This is a genomic window from Telluria sp. RT2P19, from assembly GCF_059685725.1.
This window is the reverse complement of record NZ_JCASIL010000013.1, coordinates 21,355-36,753: the sequence shown is the minus strand read 5'-3', so window position 1 is coordinate 36,753 and position 15,399 is coordinate 21,355. Positions and strand designations below refer to the sequence as shown.

The 15,399-nt window shown below is 64.0% G+C and carries 17 protein-coding genes; 4 read left to right on the top strand and 13 right to left on the bottom strand.

The features are described from left to right. Positions 1-26: 26 nt before the first annotated feature. The 5 genes from AC56KW_RS16570 to AC56KW_RS16550 all read right to left on the bottom strand — a co-directional run bounded on the left by AC56KW_RS16570 (position 27) and on the right by AC56KW_RS16550 (position 5,010). Complete coding sequence (locus AC56KW_RS16570; RefSeq protein ID WP_497171776.1) at positions 27-911, bottom strand: carbohydrate ABC transporter permease; 885 nt, start codon at positions 909-911, stop codon at positions 27-29. Further along, on the bottom strand, positions 908-1,978 hold the full coding sequence (locus AC56KW_RS16565; protein WP_497171775.1) for a carbohydrate ABC transporter permease: 1,071 nt from the start codon (positions 1,976-1,978) through the stop codon (positions 908-910). Before AC56KW_RS16565 ends, AC56KW_RS16570 begins: the two co-directional genes overlap by 4 nt. Next, positions 1,975-3,258, bottom strand: a complete 1,284-nt coding sequence (locus tag AC56KW_RS16560; RefSeq protein ID WP_497171774.1) for an extracellular solute-binding protein — start codon at positions 3,256-3,258, stop codon at positions 1,975-1,977. The genes AC56KW_RS16565 and AC56KW_RS16560 overlap by 4 nt, the downstream gene beginning before the upstream one ends. Then, entirely contained in the window at positions 3,255-4,280 is a 1,026-nt protein-coding gene (locus AC56KW_RS16555) for a LacI family DNA-binding transcriptional regulator (protein ID WP_497171773.1), read from the bottom strand. Before AC56KW_RS16555 ends, AC56KW_RS16560 begins: the two co-directional genes overlap by 4 nt. Before the next feature lie 592 nt (positions 4,281-4,872). Continuing rightward, entirely contained in the window at positions 4,873-5,010 is a 138-nt protein-coding gene (locus AC56KW_RS16550; protein ID WP_497171772.1) for a hypothetical protein, read from the bottom strand. Between the two features lie 537 nt (positions 5,011-5,547). Here AC56KW_RS16550 and AC56KW_RS16545 point away from each other — a divergent pair. The 4 genes from AC56KW_RS16545 to AC56KW_RS16530 all read left to right on the top strand — a co-directional run bounded on the left by AC56KW_RS16545 (position 5,548) and on the right by AC56KW_RS16530 (position 9,309). After that, on the top strand, positions 5,548-6,084 hold the full coding sequence (locus AC56KW_RS16545) for a PEP-CTERM sorting domain-containing protein (RefSeq protein WP_497171771.1): 537 nt from the start codon (positions 5,548-5,550) through the stop codon (positions 6,082-6,084). A 605-nt stretch (positions 6,085-6,689) separates the two neighbouring features. Then, entirely contained in the window at positions 6,690-6,851 is a 162-nt protein-coding gene (locus AC56KW_RS16540) for a hypothetical protein (RefSeq protein WP_497171770.1), read from the top strand. A 759-nt stretch (positions 6,852-7,610) separates the two neighbouring features. Next, the gene (locus tag AC56KW_RS16535; protein ID WP_497171769.1) at positions 7,611-7,700 is read left to right on the top strand and encodes an AlpA family phage regulatory protein; all 90 of its coding nucleotides are present in this window, start codon (positions 7,611-7,613) and stop codon (positions 7,698-7,700) included. Between the two features lie 622 nt (positions 7,701-8,322). Beyond that, positions 8,323-9,309: a LysR family transcriptional regulator gene (locus AC56KW_RS16530; RefSeq protein ID WP_497171768.1), complete on the top strand. Its 987-nt coding sequence runs from the start codon at positions 8,323-8,325 to the stop codon at positions 9,307-9,309. A gap of 7 nt (positions 9,310-9,316) precedes the next feature. Here the strand turns inward: AC56KW_RS16530 and AC56KW_RS16525 are convergent, their stop codons facing one another. From AC56KW_RS16525 to AC56KW_RS16490, 8 genes are all read right to left on the bottom strand, one after another. Next, the gene (locus tag AC56KW_RS16525; RefSeq protein ID WP_497171767.1) at positions 9,317-9,985 is read right to left on the bottom strand and encodes a methyl-accepting chemotaxis protein; all 669 of its coding nucleotides are present in this window, start codon (positions 9,983-9,985) and stop codon (positions 9,317-9,319) included. Positions 9,986-10,095: 110 nt separating this feature from the next. Beyond that, positions 10,096-10,758: a HAMP domain-containing protein gene (locus AC56KW_RS16520; protein WP_497171766.1), complete on the bottom strand. Its 663-nt coding sequence runs from the start codon at positions 10,756-10,758 to the stop codon at positions 10,096-10,098. Beyond that, positions 10,746-10,997: a hypothetical protein gene (locus AC56KW_RS16515; protein WP_497171765.1), complete on the bottom strand. Its 252-nt coding sequence runs from the start codon at positions 10,995-10,997 to the stop codon at positions 10,746-10,748. Before AC56KW_RS16515 ends, AC56KW_RS16520 begins: the two co-directional genes overlap by 13 nt. A gap of 60 nt (positions 10,998-11,057) precedes the next feature. After that, positions 11,058-12,056, bottom strand: a complete 999-nt coding sequence (locus AC56KW_RS16510) for a fumarylacetoacetate hydrolase family protein (RefSeq protein WP_497171764.1) — start codon at positions 12,054-12,056, stop codon at positions 11,058-11,060. A gap of 10 nt (positions 12,057-12,066) precedes the next feature. Continuing rightward, a complete protein-coding gene (locus tag AC56KW_RS16505; RefSeq protein WP_497171763.1) occupies positions 12,067-12,879 on the bottom strand; it encodes a cyclase family protein in 813 nt (270 codons plus the stop codon). A gap of 10 nt (positions 12,880-12,889) precedes the next feature. After that, positions 12,890-14,020, bottom strand: a complete 1,131-nt coding sequence (locus tag AC56KW_RS16500) for an FAD-dependent oxidoreductase (RefSeq protein ID WP_497171762.1) — start codon at positions 14,018-14,020, stop codon at positions 12,890-12,892. After that, positions 14,004-14,393: a Rieske (2Fe-2S) protein gene (locus AC56KW_RS16495; RefSeq protein ID WP_497171905.1), complete on the bottom strand. Its 390-nt coding sequence runs from the start codon at positions 14,391-14,393 to the stop codon at positions 14,004-14,006. The genes AC56KW_RS16500 and AC56KW_RS16495 overlap by 17 nt, the downstream gene beginning before the upstream one ends. Next, positions 14,389-15,345 (bottom strand): VOC family protein, encoded by a 957-nt coding sequence (locus tag AC56KW_RS16490; protein WP_497171761.1) that lies wholly within the window; start codon positions 15,343-15,345, stop codon positions 14,389-14,391. Before AC56KW_RS16490 ends, AC56KW_RS16495 begins: the two co-directional genes overlap by 5 nt. Between the last annotated feature and the right edge of the window lie 54 nt (positions 15,346-15,399).

Here is a 15,399-nt window from a genome sequence, read left to right as displayed (position 1 = left end):
TGGTTAGCGAGAGTAAAAGTAAGGCCTTAGCCCTTGATGCCGGAACCCGCCACCGAGGCGACGAACTGGCGTTGGAATGCGAGGAATACCGCCAGCACCGGCAGGGTCACCACCGACGCGTAGGCCATGATCTGGCCCCAGGAGTTGGACCGCCCGAAGAACTGCTGGATGCCCGGCTGCACCGGCCGCGCGGCCTCGCCCTGGACCACCATGATCGGCCACAGGTACTGGTTCCAGGCGGCGATGAACAACACGATGGCGGCGGTGGCGATCACCGGCCCGCTATTGGGCAGGATGATCCTGAAGAACAGGGCCCAGGGGCCGGCGCCATCCATCTTGGCCGCCTCGTCGAGTTCGGGCGGAATATCGCGGAAGAACTGATAGAACAGGAACACGCAGAAAGCATTGGCCAGGAAGGGGATGATCTGCACGTGCAGGCTGTTGAACCAGCCGGTCTGCCAGGTGAGCATGCCCGCCTCGAAGCCCGGCCACGGCAGGCGCGCGACCAGCGACAGCAGCGGGATGGCGATGACCTCGAACGGGATCACCATCATCGCCACCACCACCGACAGTACCGCGCCGCGGCCGCGCCAGCGCATGCGGCTGAGGGAAAAGGCCAGCATGCTGTTGACCAGGATCCCGCCCACCACCACCAGCGCCGCGATGATGGTCGAATTGAGCAAGAACAGCGGCAGGTTGCTGCGCTCGAAAATGGCGGCGTAGTTGGCCAGCGACCAGCCGGCGTCCGGCACATAGCTGGTCCAGCTGGCGAGGTTGGCGAAGATGGCGTCGTCGTGCTTGAACGAGGCCGCGAACATGAACAGCAAGGGAGTCGCGAACACGACGCCGAGCGCGCACATGGCCAGCAGCATGGGTAGACGCAGCAGGGTCCGGCGAATCATGCTTGTCATTTACTTGCTCCTTTCGCCAGCAGCATTCGTTGCAGCAGCGAGACCAGCAGCACGATGCCGAAGAACACCACGGTGATGGTCGATCCATAGCCGATGTCCTGCTGCCTGAAACCGCTGCGCACCGCGTGGTAGACCACGGTGGTGGTCGAATCGAGCGGCCCGCCCGAGGTCATCACGTCGACCTGCGTGAACAGGCCGAAGGCCATCAGCATGGTCGACACCAGCACGAACACGATGGTGTTGCGCAGGCCCGGCAGGGTGACGTGTACGAAACGCTGCCACGCGTTGGCGCCCATCAGCGTGGCCGCCTCGTACAGCTCCGACGAGATCGACTGCAGCCCGGCCAGGAACACCAGCATCTGGAAACCGGCGCCCTGCCAGGCCGACATGATGGCGATCGCCAGCAGCGCGTGGCTGCTTTCTCCCAGCCAGTCGGGGCCGGCGTCGGGGTTGCCGCTGAGCGCGCGCAGCAACTCGTTGAGGAGGCCGCGGTCGGTATTGAGCATGAACGACCACACGATCGACGCCACCACCATCGAGGTCACCACCGGCGCGAAATACACGGTGCGAAAGAAGATCCGCCCGGCCATGCGCTGGTTGACCAGCAGCGCCAGGCCGAGCGCCACGCCGCACTGCAGCGGCAGCACCAGCAGCGCGAACAGGAACGTATTGATCAGCGAGCGATAGAACAGCGGATCGGTGGCCGCCAGCACCACCCGGCGCTCACCGAGCTCGAATTGCCAGGCCGGCCGGTAGCCGGCCAGTGCGGGCTGGGCCTGGCGCACCTGGCGCCACGTGGGATAGCGCAGGCCTTCTTCGTCGCGCTGCACATCGCCCGCCGCATTGCGCAGCGGCGCCACCGTCGTCACCTGCAACGCCAGCAGTCGCGCGTAGTTATCCATTCCCACGTAGCGGGTGGGCTCGGGCGACACCAGGCGGTGATTGGTGAAGGTGGCCGCCGCCGCCAGCAGCAGCGGCAGCAGCACGAATACGCCGAACAGGATCAACGCCGGCCCGGCGAAGCCGCTCACCGCCAGCGGATGGTCCCGACCAAGTATCGTCTTCATTTGCTGGCCGCCTCTCGTGCGTGGCTATTGCGATAGCCGTTGTTGCGCGCGATGTCGTACTCGATCGCTTCGACCGCCTCGTCCATCGCGTCGTCGGGGTCCTTGCCGCCGCGCAGGTCGGACATGGCTTTCTCGAATGCCGCCGAGATCGCGGGATAGGCCGGCGTGGCCGGCCGCGCCACCGCATAGCGGGCCGCGAAATCGAAATAGATGCGGCCATCGCCGCCCGGGCGATAGCGCTCGGTGAGCGCCGCCGCTTCCAGCGTGACCGGAATCAGGCCGGTGGCGCGCGACATGGCCGCCATCTCGGGCGCCGACAGCACGTGGGCCAGGAACGCGGCCGCGCCTTCCGGATGCCGGCAATTGCGCGCGATCGCCCATTGCCATGAGGCGGCGCCGACCCGCGGGCCGTGGCCGAAATCGGGCGGCGGCATGACCACCAGGTCGTCGCCGAAACGCTTGGCATAGTCGCGCGCCTTCCATGAGCCGGTGTACTGGATCAGCGAGCGGCCCTGTTCAAAACCCTTCTCGTCGGCCGGGTTGCGTTCGGCCAGGCGCTCCTTGAACAGGCGCGCGTAGTAGCGCGCCACGCCCAGCGCCGGCGCGCCATTGAGCACCCCGTCCACGCGCCGGTAATCGGCGCGGTCGATCAGGTCGGCGCCGGCGCTCTGGAACCAGGGCGAGAAACCATAGCTGACCCATTCGCCCTTGGCCTTGCCGTTGAGGTCGAGCGGAAAGCGGTAGCGACCTGCGCGCTTGGCTTTCGCGACGATGTCGTACAGTTCCTGCGCCGTGTAAGGGTGCTCGATGGTGGCCGCGCGCACGCCTTCGCGCGCCAGCGCCGAGCGGCGCGCGAACAGGGCCAGCACCACATCGAACTGGCCGACGCTGTACAGACGGCCGTCGTACACGCCACGGCCGCCCGGCAGCAACGGCTCTACGACCGCCGCGGGCAGCAAGTCGTCAAGCGGGCGGATATTACCGGCCCAGGCAAAGTTGGGCACCGCCGGCTGGTCGATCGTCATCACGCACGGCAGGTGGCCCACCAGCGACGCGGCGGTGACCGATTCGGTGTAAGAACCCTGGGGGATCGATTCGACCACCACTTTCCAGCGGTCCTGGCTGCGATTGAAACGCTCGACCATCTGGCTGCTGGCGACCATTTCGGCATCGCCCGTATCGTGGCGCCAGGCCTTGATCTCGACCGGCGCGGCCTGCGCGTGACAGGCCAGCGCATGGCAGGCCAACGCTGCGGTCAGGGACAACAGGAGCGGCTTCATCGGCGCGTGCCTTTCGCCTTGGCCGGCGCGCTCAGGGTACCGCGCAGCACCGGGCGGCAAGCCACGCGCACCATGCCGGCATCCTGGTCGCCGCCGAGGGCCCGGCGCGCCGCCAGCTCGCCGATCTCGCGGTATGGCAGCGCGACCGTGGTGAGACCCGGATCGAGGGCCTCGGAGATCAGGCGAAAATCGTCGAAGCCGACCACCGAGACATCCTCGGGCACCCGCAGGCCGCGCCGCTGCAGGATGAAGATCACGCGCATCGCCATCTTGTCGTTGCCGCACAGGATGGCGCTGGGGCGGTCGGCGCCGGCGACCAGGCCGTCGATCGTGGTGTCGAGCTGGGCGAATTCGTCCTCGGCCTCGGTAGCGCCGTGCAGCAGCCAGTCGGCACGCGGCGCGACGCCATGCTCCTGCATCGCGCGCTGGAAACCCTGCATCCGCAGGCGGGTCGCGACCATGTCTTCGATCAGCTGGAGAAAGGCGATCTTGCGATGGCCGGCCTGCAGGACGGCGGCGGCGGCGGCGTGCCCGCCTGCCTCGTCGTCGGGCACCACTTGCGGGTAGCGCGGCTCGGCCTCGAAGCAGTTGGCCAGAACAGTCGGCGTCTGCCCCAGCATTTCGTTGAGGGTGATCTCGCGGTGGAATGGCGTGGCGAAGATGATCGCCTCGACCCGCCGTGCGCGCATATCGGCCACCAGGCGGCTGGCGACATCGGCACGTCCGCCGGTCTCGCCGATGATCAGCATCTTGCCCATTTCCTCGCACACCGACTGGATGCCCTTGATGATCTCGGACGAATCGGGCGTGGTGGTGAGTTTTTCAGCGATCACGGCGACCAACCCGGTCGGCACGCCGCGCAACATGCGCGCCGCCGCCGACGGCGCGAAATCGAGCGCCTGCATGGCTTGCTCGATGCGGGTGCGGGTCTTTTCCGACACGCTGCTCGCGTCGTTGAGCACCCGCGATACGGTCTTGATCGATACGCCGGCCTTTTCAGCGACGTCGTGGATAGTGGACAAGCTGTCTCCTTGGGCCTGCGGCCTATGCATCGGATCAACTGGTTCCAGAACCTCGCCCCGGCCAATTGTCCAACGTTGTCATTTTTAAGGATGCTATCGCCTTTCCGCGCCCGGGTCAACAGGCGACATGTCGAAAACGGTTACCGATGTGGGGCGTGGCTGTCGCTTGCCGTGCGGGACGAGGTCGGCGCCCGGTCAGCCTGGAGGCGCTCCATCTCGGTTGTGATCTGCTCAAGCGCTGCGCTACGTTGCCACCAACCGCGACCGCGCCGATCTCGCCGTACCCGTGCCTGCGGCACGGCGAGTGCGCGCACTCGCCGCCAGCGGTGATCACGTCATCGTCGGCGCTGACACTGCGCGCCCGCCGGGCCAGCGACAGCCGCCATGCCAGGCTTCATATCCGCAGCGCTCGAGCCGTTCACGCTGTCTCCCTTGCGGTGACCCCGGTTTCGCGCCGACCGGCCAAAGCGTGGTGGCTTGCACCGCATGGGCTGACAGCGACATCGAAGCACGGTGGAAGCGAACGGTTTCCGGCGACGTAAACGGCAGCGCCCCGCACTGGGCGGGGCGCTCGAAAGGATGACTATGTCGCTTACAGCGGCATCGCGCCATCCACGTACGGGGCGCCTGCCATCGCGATCATGCGGCGCAGTTGCGAGCCCATGCGAGCGAACAGGAGGCGTAGGCCGGATGCGGATTTGGGTTGGCGAAGGGTGGTCGAGATAGCCATGACAGCTCCTGATTGGTTGGCGTTGAGCGATGGAGCAAGCTTAGCCAGGATCAGGATATAAATCCAATTTCTATTTGCGATCTCCGCCATACATAAAGTAAATATCTCCCGCTAAGGTAGTTCGCCGGCGACGTGCTCCATATCACCGCGACTTATTTCCTGACATTGCTCATACCCATGAGCTTAGGCGTTCTCCGCCTTGAGACAGCCATGTCGACGAGGCGGCGCGCTATTGCAAGTGGCCCGTATGTGCGCCAGCCTGTCCCTGCAAGCAAGGTCGGCACGGCGCCCATCGGCTGTGGGCTGATTCGGTGCTTCAGCCGGGATGCCAGGCAGCCCTCGCGACAAGGCCGCCACCAAGCGTTGAGGTAACTGAGTGAATTGCCTGTCGGCAAATTTTACATGTCGTGTATCGCGAAATCTCTTCGATACTCATATGTTGTTGATTGGAAAGGTATATGTAACTATGGCATGAGTATTGCTTTAGGGAGGAGCACTGGGCTGGACTCGCCTGACATATAAACCTAAGGGATCTCGATGAATATGAATAATTTTCGCGTGGCTGCCATGACTGCAGCGCTGATGTTGGGGCCAGTGGTGCCAGCGCAGGCTGCGCTGCTGACCTGGACGCTGTCCGGCGTTGAGTTGTCCGACGGCACCACCGCCACCGGTGCGATCAGCCTGGATCCTATCGCACGCACTGCGGGCAGCTTCAATGTGTCGACCTTTGACGGCGCCCTGACCGGGTACACTTTTGATAGCAGCAATAGCGGTCTGTACTTTGGCAGCGCTGTAGGAGCAAACGGCTTTATCTTATTTGCTAACGCTGGCAATCGTTACTTCAACTTCTCATTCGCCAATCCGCTGGATGCCCTTGGGGGAGAATTCGCGCTCGATACCGCAACAAGCTATGAATGCGCGAACTGCAGCCCGTATCGGCGTGTGACCGCTGGATCGCTGACCACGCTTGGCACCGCGGAAATTCCCGAACCCGGCACCGGCGCCCTACTGCTTCCTACCCTCGGCTTGATGGGCTGGATGGTGCGCCGCCGCAAGCAGCGGACGGCTAAGTAAAACATCCGGCCCGCGCCTCCGCATCGCCACGGGCTATCCCGATGCTCTTGCCGGCTTCGCGGACGAATCGCACGGTCAAGTTCCAAGCCCACCAATTGCGCCGATTCGTTCCTGCTTGAGACGCCACGCCAACAGCGCAAGCGGAGCCCGTGATTGGCGCGAATAACCCTGGATCCGCGTTCGCTGCATTCTGCGACCGTGAATGCTATCCAAGCGACCGCGGAATGGATGGTGCGCTTCGCGCCGCGCTCTACGTAGGCATCCAGTACTGCGTACAGCCAGCCGCCCAGCATGCAGGGAGCGGTGCACAGGCTGTGGCTGACGATCTCGAAGCGTTCGTCGCTTGGATGGCCTACCCTGCCGGACCTGAACAGCGACGGCCAGTTCGACAAGGACTGGCTGCATGGGGAGTTCGTCGCATTCAAGGCTGGTCGCCGCCAAGCTATCGGCGCTCAGTCCCGAGGTGCGCGATGCGGCGGCGGCGGCTCGGGCGCCGCGCTGCAAAGCGGCGGGACGGGTCAATCCATGGATGAGCGTCGAGGGCGACTACCTGTATATCGGCCGGTGCATTTGGCTGTACCGACCGCCATTGAGGACGCCCCCCGATGAAAAGCTATGCTGCGATCGGCTTAAGGGATGGCGACATCGCACTGTCGTGCAAGGGCACCTATCTTGATGCCGCGCATACGGCAACGATGCTCGCCACCTTGCGGGGCCCGCGGCCCGTGCAGGCCGATCGAGTTGCAGACGACGCAGAGCACGGCTAATGGTCGACCCGGGGCGACTTGACGCACCTGGCGCGGCGCGACCACCTTTGCGCCTTCCGCGGCCTGACCGTCCCGGCTGGCCAACAGCATGTGCGAGCACCGGTGCCGGGCGGCAGGCTGCTGGCGAAGCGCGCGTTTCACGGCACGCGCTATCCCGCCCTGGTCGCCAGCGGTCGCAAAGCGAATCCGGCGAAGAAGGAGAAGCACCATGGATGAACCTAGACGCTTTTGCGCCTGCCGGCCGTAATGGAAAGGCTGGGATCAAGCGCGCCACGATCTATGAGCGGATCCAGGCCGGTACCTTCCCGGCGCCGGCCCAGCCAAGTCCACGCGCGGTTGCCGGCGGACGAGGCCGCTATCGCGGAATGGCAGAGCAAGCTGCAAACCGGACCAGAACGAGCCTCGGCCAGGACGGGTGTAGAAACGGGGGTAGGCGGAAAAGAAAAAGCCCCTTCATAGGGGCTTTTTCAAGTAACTGGCGGAGACGGTGGGATTAGGATTCGCCAAAAAGCGCCTCCGCACTATCAAGAACTTCTTGTGCGATCCCTCGCCGCTACCCTCACCCATACCCCTATAAACTTTGTTACCTCAGAAATTTGACTCACCCGAACGTGGCTGGAAATACCTACTTTAAACCTGATCAACCATCGACATACGCACATGCCAACTTCATCAACACAGCGGAGCTTAGTATTGCCATAATTACAATAAAAACGCTATCTCTGCAAGGAACCATCATGAATTTTCCCGCAGTTCGTTTTGTGCAAGGCTTCAAAAGGGGGATTTCCCCGCCAAGTCAACCTGTCGAAAAAAGCGTCGGGTTGGATGCACAGCGAAGTTGCGCCTTAGCAACTGCTCGGATCGCAGAGCGGTCCAAGTCTAGCCAGCTAAGGATTGTTAAGCTGCAGGTTAACGCAACTGAATACGCTGCCAACGCTTAAACGGCTTTGCAGGGTATTTCGCACCAATAATCAACGACATAGTCGAGAACCACGCTTCCTACCACATGAGTTTGACCAATTCAAATTTCGATTGTGCTCAAAATGGGTTGAGAGGATTCGTATTACCCCTTAGTGGCATTCAAACCTGTACGTCATCGGAAGCGTTAATAGGCACGGCTGCAAACGGGGCATTCAACGCGACGAGACATACACAAATTCCGCTCCTCGAAACCCTAGGCAGCTTATCCGTCCGCGCGCCAGCCGTTATTTCAGTGATGACATTAGACACTGGGAGAAACTCGTCAGCAGCGAAGCCATTCCCGCGGATACGCCCAGCATTGGAGAAGTGGCTACAACCGGGCGTGTAACCCGGCCAGCATGGCCAGCACCTCGGCAGGCAATGCATCCAGTCCGCAGTATACGGATGCAGTAGCCGCCGACAAACCTCATGACGACTTGGCGTCGGTATGGCATCATCGTCAGTTGAGAGCGCAGCGACATGAGACGCTCGCCCACAATAAGGAGACACCATGCGTTTCAACCGCCTAGACCTGAACCTGCTTGTCGCGCTTGACGCGCTGCTCAGCGAGCAGAGCATCACGCGCGCATCACGCCGCTTGAACCTGAGCCAGTCCGCGACGAGCGGCGTCCTGGCGCGGCTGCGCGACTATTTCAAGGATGAGCTGCTCATGCCCGCAGGCCGCAACCTGGTCCTCACGCCGCTCGCCCTCAGCCTGATGGAACCGGTGCGCGACGTGTTGCTGCAGATCCAGCGGACAATCGAGATCAAGCCCGAGTTTGATCCGGCAACGGCCGTGCGCGAATTTCGCATCGTCGCTTCCGACTTCGTATCGACAGTCCTGCTGGGTGAACTCGGCCGCCGCATAGACTCGGAAGCGCCAGGCATATCAATCGACATCTCGCTGTCCTCTGCGGTCTTCGCCGAACGGCTTGAGCGTGGAGAAGTCGAGCTGGTGATCCTCCCCAAGAAATATATGTCGGAGTCGCAGCCCATGCAGATGCTATTTGAAGAGTCCTATACCTGCATTGTCTGGGCCGGCAATGAACTCGTCGGCGACACAATCTCGCTAGAACAATACATGAAGCTAGGCCATGTATCTTCCCGTTTTGGTATCGCACAAACAAGTTTCGAAGAGCATTTCCTGAAAGAGAACGGCTACGACCGCCGTATCGAGGTGTCGACTCCCAACTTCACGAGCCTCCCGCATTTCGTCATCGGCACCAACCGCATCGCAACGATGCACACCAGGCTAGCACGCATGCTGGCCTGCTATTATCCGATCCGGCTGGTCGATCCGCCGATAGCGTTTCCAAAGATCGAAATGTGCATGCAGTGGAACCGCTATCTGGAGAACGATCCATCGCACAAGTGGTTGCGCGCACTGCTGACCGACATCGCGAGCGGAGAGCCTGGTAGCAACGAGGGCCCTGCGCCGAATGATCCGATGCTTGCTACCCAGGAGCATGCTATTCCCGCGATGCGCATGTGGGCCTGAGCAGCGATCACGGCAACGCAAAGCGCTCGACTTCCCGCTGCCGGGCCGGCACATGCATGGGATTGAATAGTGCTTCCCGTCCTGTATCATCGTTGACGTGGAAACTACTCACCACACGCGACAATTCAACCGACTCGCCCTGCATCACGGCCGCGGCCTCCGACTGTTCTACCGCGAGCGCTGCATTTTTTCGGGTCGTCTGCTCTAGCTGAAGCACGGTGTCGTCGATGCGGATTGCAATACTACGCTGACGCAACGTCGCCTGCGCGACTCCATCCACCGTACGGGTAACACTATCGGCGGCGGCCACCAATTCGTTGACCGTGTTGGTGGCTGCAGCCAGGCTGGTTTCACCCTGTTCGATACTTGCGCTGGTCTCGGCGCTCAAGCTTCGGATCTGGTCGGATGCCTCGGCAGCGCGCTGCGCAAGTTGACGCACCTCGGCCGCCACCACCGCGAAGCCGCGCCCCTGCTCACCGGCACGCGCTGCTTCTACGGCAGCGTTCAGTGCCAGCAGATTGGTCCTGAAGGCAATGCTATCGATCGCTTCAAGGATCTGCGTGATCTGGCGCGACACCAGGGCGATATATCGCATACTCGCCGTAAGTTGAACCACCGCAGCGCTGCCATGCTGAGCGTCATCGCGCGCCTTACGCGCCATTGCGCTCGCCTTCATTGCCGTGTCGACGCCAACGCTCAGCTCTTGCGCAAGTTCGCGTGCCGCCAGCGACGTCTCCTTCAGGCAGATTACGGCCTCGTCTGTGCGCCTGGACAAGTCATGACTGCCTATGCTGATGTCGCTGCAGGTACTGCTGACGGTGTAGGACGACTTTCGCAGGGCCAAACGGTGTGACGCAAGCGCTGCTGCATTACGTCCATCGCGCCGAGTAACCTGCCGAATTCATCTTGGCGAGCAGCGTCGACGGGTGTGTCCAGGTGGCCGTCGGCGATGCGCTCGGCCACCACCGCCATCTCCGCCACGAGGCGCGTGATATAGCGCACGATGCCGATGGCAGCCAACACTGCGGCCAGCACAGCAAGGCCCGAAATCACGCCGATACCCACGGTAGCGGTCCGGCTTTGCTCACGCATGGCCTGAAACTCGCGCCGGCTGGCGCGGTCGGCAGCATCCACCATTTCGAAAATCTGCTGGCGCCACCTGGCCTCAGCCCCCTCTGCCGGCAACAGCACGCCAAGCGCGGCGTCCGCGCCAGCGCCAGCGCCATTCATGACGATATTGGTCGCAGCCTCATGGCCGATGGCCAGCTCTTCGCGAAGCTTGCGTACACTGAGCAGCTGGGCCCGCATCGCCAACGCTTCCCTGTCGCTGCCGACCAGTGATGCATCGAGTGCACGTTCGATGGTTTCGTAGCGCTGCTTTACTTCGGTCAAGGTGTCGACCTGGGCCTTCAGGTCGTCCGGGGCACTCAACATGATCAGCGTGCGCATTTGAAGCATCCAGTCGAGCTGCGCCGCATTGAGCCGGTGTGCAATATCGCTACGCCGATTGTGCTCCCTTCGACACGTTCTACCTGGACGTTCAGTGCGCGCATCTGCCACACCATGCCAGCGGCCAGCAACAGCAAGAGGCCAATGACGAGCGCGAAGCTGAGTGCCAGCCTTTGCCGGATACCGAAGCGCAAGCCATTCTTCCCACGCAAGATGCGTCCATGCTTTTCAGACTCCATCCCTGCTCCTTGTAGCTCGTTCGAATTCCATATGTCGCACCGCGGCGACAGGCCTCGGAATCAGACGCGCCCGCCTTCCTCTGCATGAACCACGCGCTGATCGATCGCGCCGAACGGCGCCTCCCCGCTCGCCATGCGTGCGCACATGCGGACCCGGTCGCCGAAACGCATGAAGCCGGTGACGGGCGCACCCTGCGCCAGGATCTCGATCACGCGACGCTCCGTGATGCAGGCCGAGCCGCGCTCGCCACCGGCATTCGACACCGTGCCGCTGCCGACGATGGTGCCGGCGCCCAGCTTACGGGTGCGCGCCGCATGCGCCAGCAGCTCGCCGAAGCTGTAGTGCATCTCGCCGCCGTGGGGGTGACCGAAGCGTTGTTCGTTCCAGGTCACCTCCAGCTCGAGCTGCACGCGGCCGTCGCGCCAGCCTTCGCCCAGTTCGTCCGGAGTCACAGCGACTGGCGCGAAGCTGGTCGATGGCTTGGCCTGCAGGAAACCGAACCCGCTGCGCGCTTCGCGCCCGGCCAAGGCCCGCAGGCTCCAGTCGTTCAGCTGCACCACCAGCCGGATCGCGCCCTCGGCCAGCTCTGGGCTTGCGCCCATCGGAAGCGGCCCGGTCACGACACCGAATTCGCCCTCGAAGTCGATGCCCAGCGCCTCGTCCGGCATTGGAACCGGATCGCAGGGGCCGAGGAAATCGTCGGAGGCGCCCTGGTACATCACCGGGATGGTGTCGAAGTCCGGAATCGGCGGCGTACTGAATGCGCGTTCCATCAGTCGGCCATGATTGAGGAAGGCCGAGGCGTCGCACCACTGGAAGCTGCGCGGCAGTGGCGCCATGCAGCGCGCGGGGTGGAAGGTCTCGACGCCGGAGCTGTCTGCATGAACGTTTAGAACGTCGGACAGCTGCTGCAGTCCCGGTGCGACTTTCTCCCAGTGCTGCAGCGCATGCAGCAGGTTGGGCGCGATAGCGCCGGCGTCAAATGCGCGCGTCAGGTCGCGCGACACGACCATCAGCCGGCCGTCGGGCTGGCCGTTGCGGTAGGTGGCGAGTTTCATCCGTACTCCCTCATTTGCGTGGCAGCGCGAGCAGCGCGTCGTCGATGATCGCCACCGCACGGGTCCAGCCGGCCGAGCCGCGCCGCACCTTGTGCGGGAAGCAGCTGATGAAGAAGCCATGGTCCGGCAAGGCTTCAAGGTTGTGCAGCTTCTCGAGGTGGCAGTAACCAATGTCGCGCCCGGCCTTGTGGCCTTCCCAGATCAGGGACATGTCGCCGGTCTCGGCAATCTTTTGCGCGGTATACGAGAACGGCGCATCCCAGCTCCAGGCGTCGGTGCCGGTCAGGCGCACGCCGCGCTCCAGCAGATACATGGTGGCCTCGTAGCCCATGCCGCAGCCAGCCGAGACGTAGTCGTTATTGCCGTAGCGGCTGCCGGCGCGGGTGTTGACCACCACGATGTCGAGCGGCTGCAGGACGCGGCCGATGCGTTCCAGCTCGGCCTCGACGTCCTTGGCGGTAGCGACGTAGCCGTCCGGAAAGCGACGAAAGTCGAGCTTCACGCCCGGCTGGAAGCACCATTCGAGCGGTACCTCGTCGATCGTGATCGAAGGCTTCTGCTCCCCGTTCTTGGCATCCATCGTCGAATGGAAGTGCCAGGGCGCGTCGAGGTGGGTACCGCTGTGGGTGGTCAGAGTCACCCATTCGGCGGCGGCGGCTTCGCCATCCGGATAGTCGGCGGGGGTGGTGCCCGGAATCATGTCGATGAAGCCCTGCAGCGTCTCGTCGTGTTTCTGGTAGGTGATCTTCGGCGCCAGCGGCGGCGGATCGGACAGCACCTCGTTCTCGAGGAAGATGGAGAGGTCGATGAATTGACGGGTCATAGTGTTTCCTTCAGATCGGGCCGGCGAGCGCCACCATGGTCTCGCGCATGATTTTTCCGTGTTCTTCCTTGTCGCCGCCGGCGATCTCGATCTCGCCCAGCCGGCCGGAGTTCTCGACCACTAACCGGCAGCGTTCCCAGCGGCGTTCCTGGTAACGCGCAAGCGCCTCCGCGACCGGCCCGCCCTTGCCCACTTCTTCAGCGAGCACGATCGCGTCCTCGATGCCGATGCAGGCGCCGGCGGCCATGTGGGGCGTGGTGGCATGCACGGTGTCGCCCACCAGCACCAGCCGTCCCTGATACCAGGGACGCGGCATCAGGATGCTTTCAAGCGGGCGGTACACGATCTGCGAATCGGCGTCGAGCTGCTGCGCGACCTGCTGCATCAGCGGCGCCGGGAAGCGCGCCAGCAGGCCCTTGAGGGTGGCGAGGAACTCGCCTGGGGCGATGTGGGTATTCTCCGGACGGTCCTCGGTCACGAACAGGTACATGTGATCGCGCGACACCGGATTCAGGCCGGTCTTGACCTTGTCGCCGACCCACATCGTGGCGCCCGTGATTTCCGCCGGACGCGGCAGCACCGCGCGCCACACTCCCTGGCCGGTGTAGCGCGGCGTGGGCGCATCCGGGAACATGCTCTCTCGCACTTTCGAATACAGCCCGTCGGCGCCGATTACCAGGTCGTAGCGCCCGCTGCTGCCGTCGCTGAAGCTGACGTCGACGCCCTGCCCGTCCTGCTCGATCTGGGTGAAGGTGCAGCCCAGGCGCACCTTGACGCCGGCAGCGCGGGTGGCCTCGGCGAGGATGCCGGCCAGTACCGGCCGCATGATCCCGCCGTTGCCCGGCACGTCCGGCCCGGCCAGGCGCGGTGTCGGCAGCGTGGCCACCTTGACGCCGGTCGGGATGCAGATGTCGACGTTGTCCGTAGCCGCGCCATGGGCCATGAAGGCGTCGAGCACGCCCAAGCGCCGAAACGCGCGCAGGGTGGCGCCGCCCAGGCTGATGCCGGCGCCGTAGGAGCGCCAGCCGGGGTCGATCTCGACCAGTTCGACTCTGACGCCCTGGCGGCGCAGTTCGATGGCCGCGGCCATGCCGGAGAACCCGCCTCCGATGATGAGTACTTTGTCAGCCGTGTTTGTCATGTTCCCTGTCTCCTCCACTTTCGCGCTGGATGTAAATTTCGTGTTCTGTCGTAATGACGATGTCGATGCGCTGCAGCGACTGCCCCATACAGGGCCCCAGCGTGCAGGCGCCGCTGGCGATGTCGAACTGCGCACCATGCGCCGCACAAACGATGCGGTTGCGGTCGGCGTTCAGGTAGGCGTCCTTGCGCCAAGCCATAGGGGTGCCGCCATGGTGCGGGCAGGCGTCGCGCCACCCGTACACCTGGCCGCCGTGGCGCACCAGCAGCACCGTGTCGCGCCCCTCGCCCCAGGGATCGAAGCCGCGCGACTGTCCTTCGGCCAGCTCGGCGGCATGGCACAGGAAGCCCGCCCCCTCGGGCTTGCGCTCAATGGCGCTCACCGGCTCCTCCCGCACCCGGCGGCGGACCGCCCGGCGCCCACTTGTCGCGCTGCTCGAACAGGAACAGCTGCGACGCGTCGGCATCCATCGGAACGGCGCGCGCAGACCACGCCGCGTCGTGGGTGTCCATGTCGGCGTCGTACTCCACGTGGCAACCAAGCGGGCTGTTGAAGTACCAGAACCAGTTCGATCCCATCTTGTGGCGGCCCGGCCCCCAGAACGACTGGTAGCCCTTGTTCACGAAGCGGGTCCCCGCCAGCATCACTTCGGTCGGGCCGCCCATGTGGAAGGCGAAGTGCTCGCAGCCCTTCATGAACGGAGGGGTCTGGATCATGAATAGCGCATGGTGGTCGGCACTGCCGGCCGGCCGCAGGAAGGGACCGGCGCCGAGCAGACGGTCGGTGATGATAAAGCCGAGGCGCTGGTAGAAGGCCTCGGCCCTGGCCGTGTCGGGCACGAAGTACACTACGTGCGAGAGCGTGCGCGGCAGCGCTGGCGCGTCCTCGTCCACGCCGGGCACATTCGCCCGACGCCCGGCCGGCGCTCCCGGTGCGTTGATGGCCTCGGCCGGCAGGTCGAGCGGACGGCGCCTGCTTACCTGGAAGCCCAGCACGAAGCCCATGTCGTCGAGCGCTTCGATGCTGCCGTCGTCCAGGCGCCGGACCTCGCGGTCGCGCCCCAGCTCCTCGGCGATCGTACCGAGCGCCTGCTCGTCGGCTACGCCGTACACGGTCTTGCGTAACATGCTGGCGGTGCCCATGGCGGGCGGCAGCGCAGGGTCGTCCTTGTGCGCGATGACGATGGCAGTGCCGTCCAGCGCCTCGAAGCGCCCGCCCCGGCCGTCGGCGTCGACCGGCGCCAGTCCGTAGTCGCTCAAGTATTGCGCGCAGGCGGCGACGTCGTCGACGCCGAACAGCAGCGCGTCTGGTCCAATGATGTTCATGCGATGTCCTCGAATGGTGAAAATGATGCGGTTCGCGCCGGCTGCCTGGCCCGA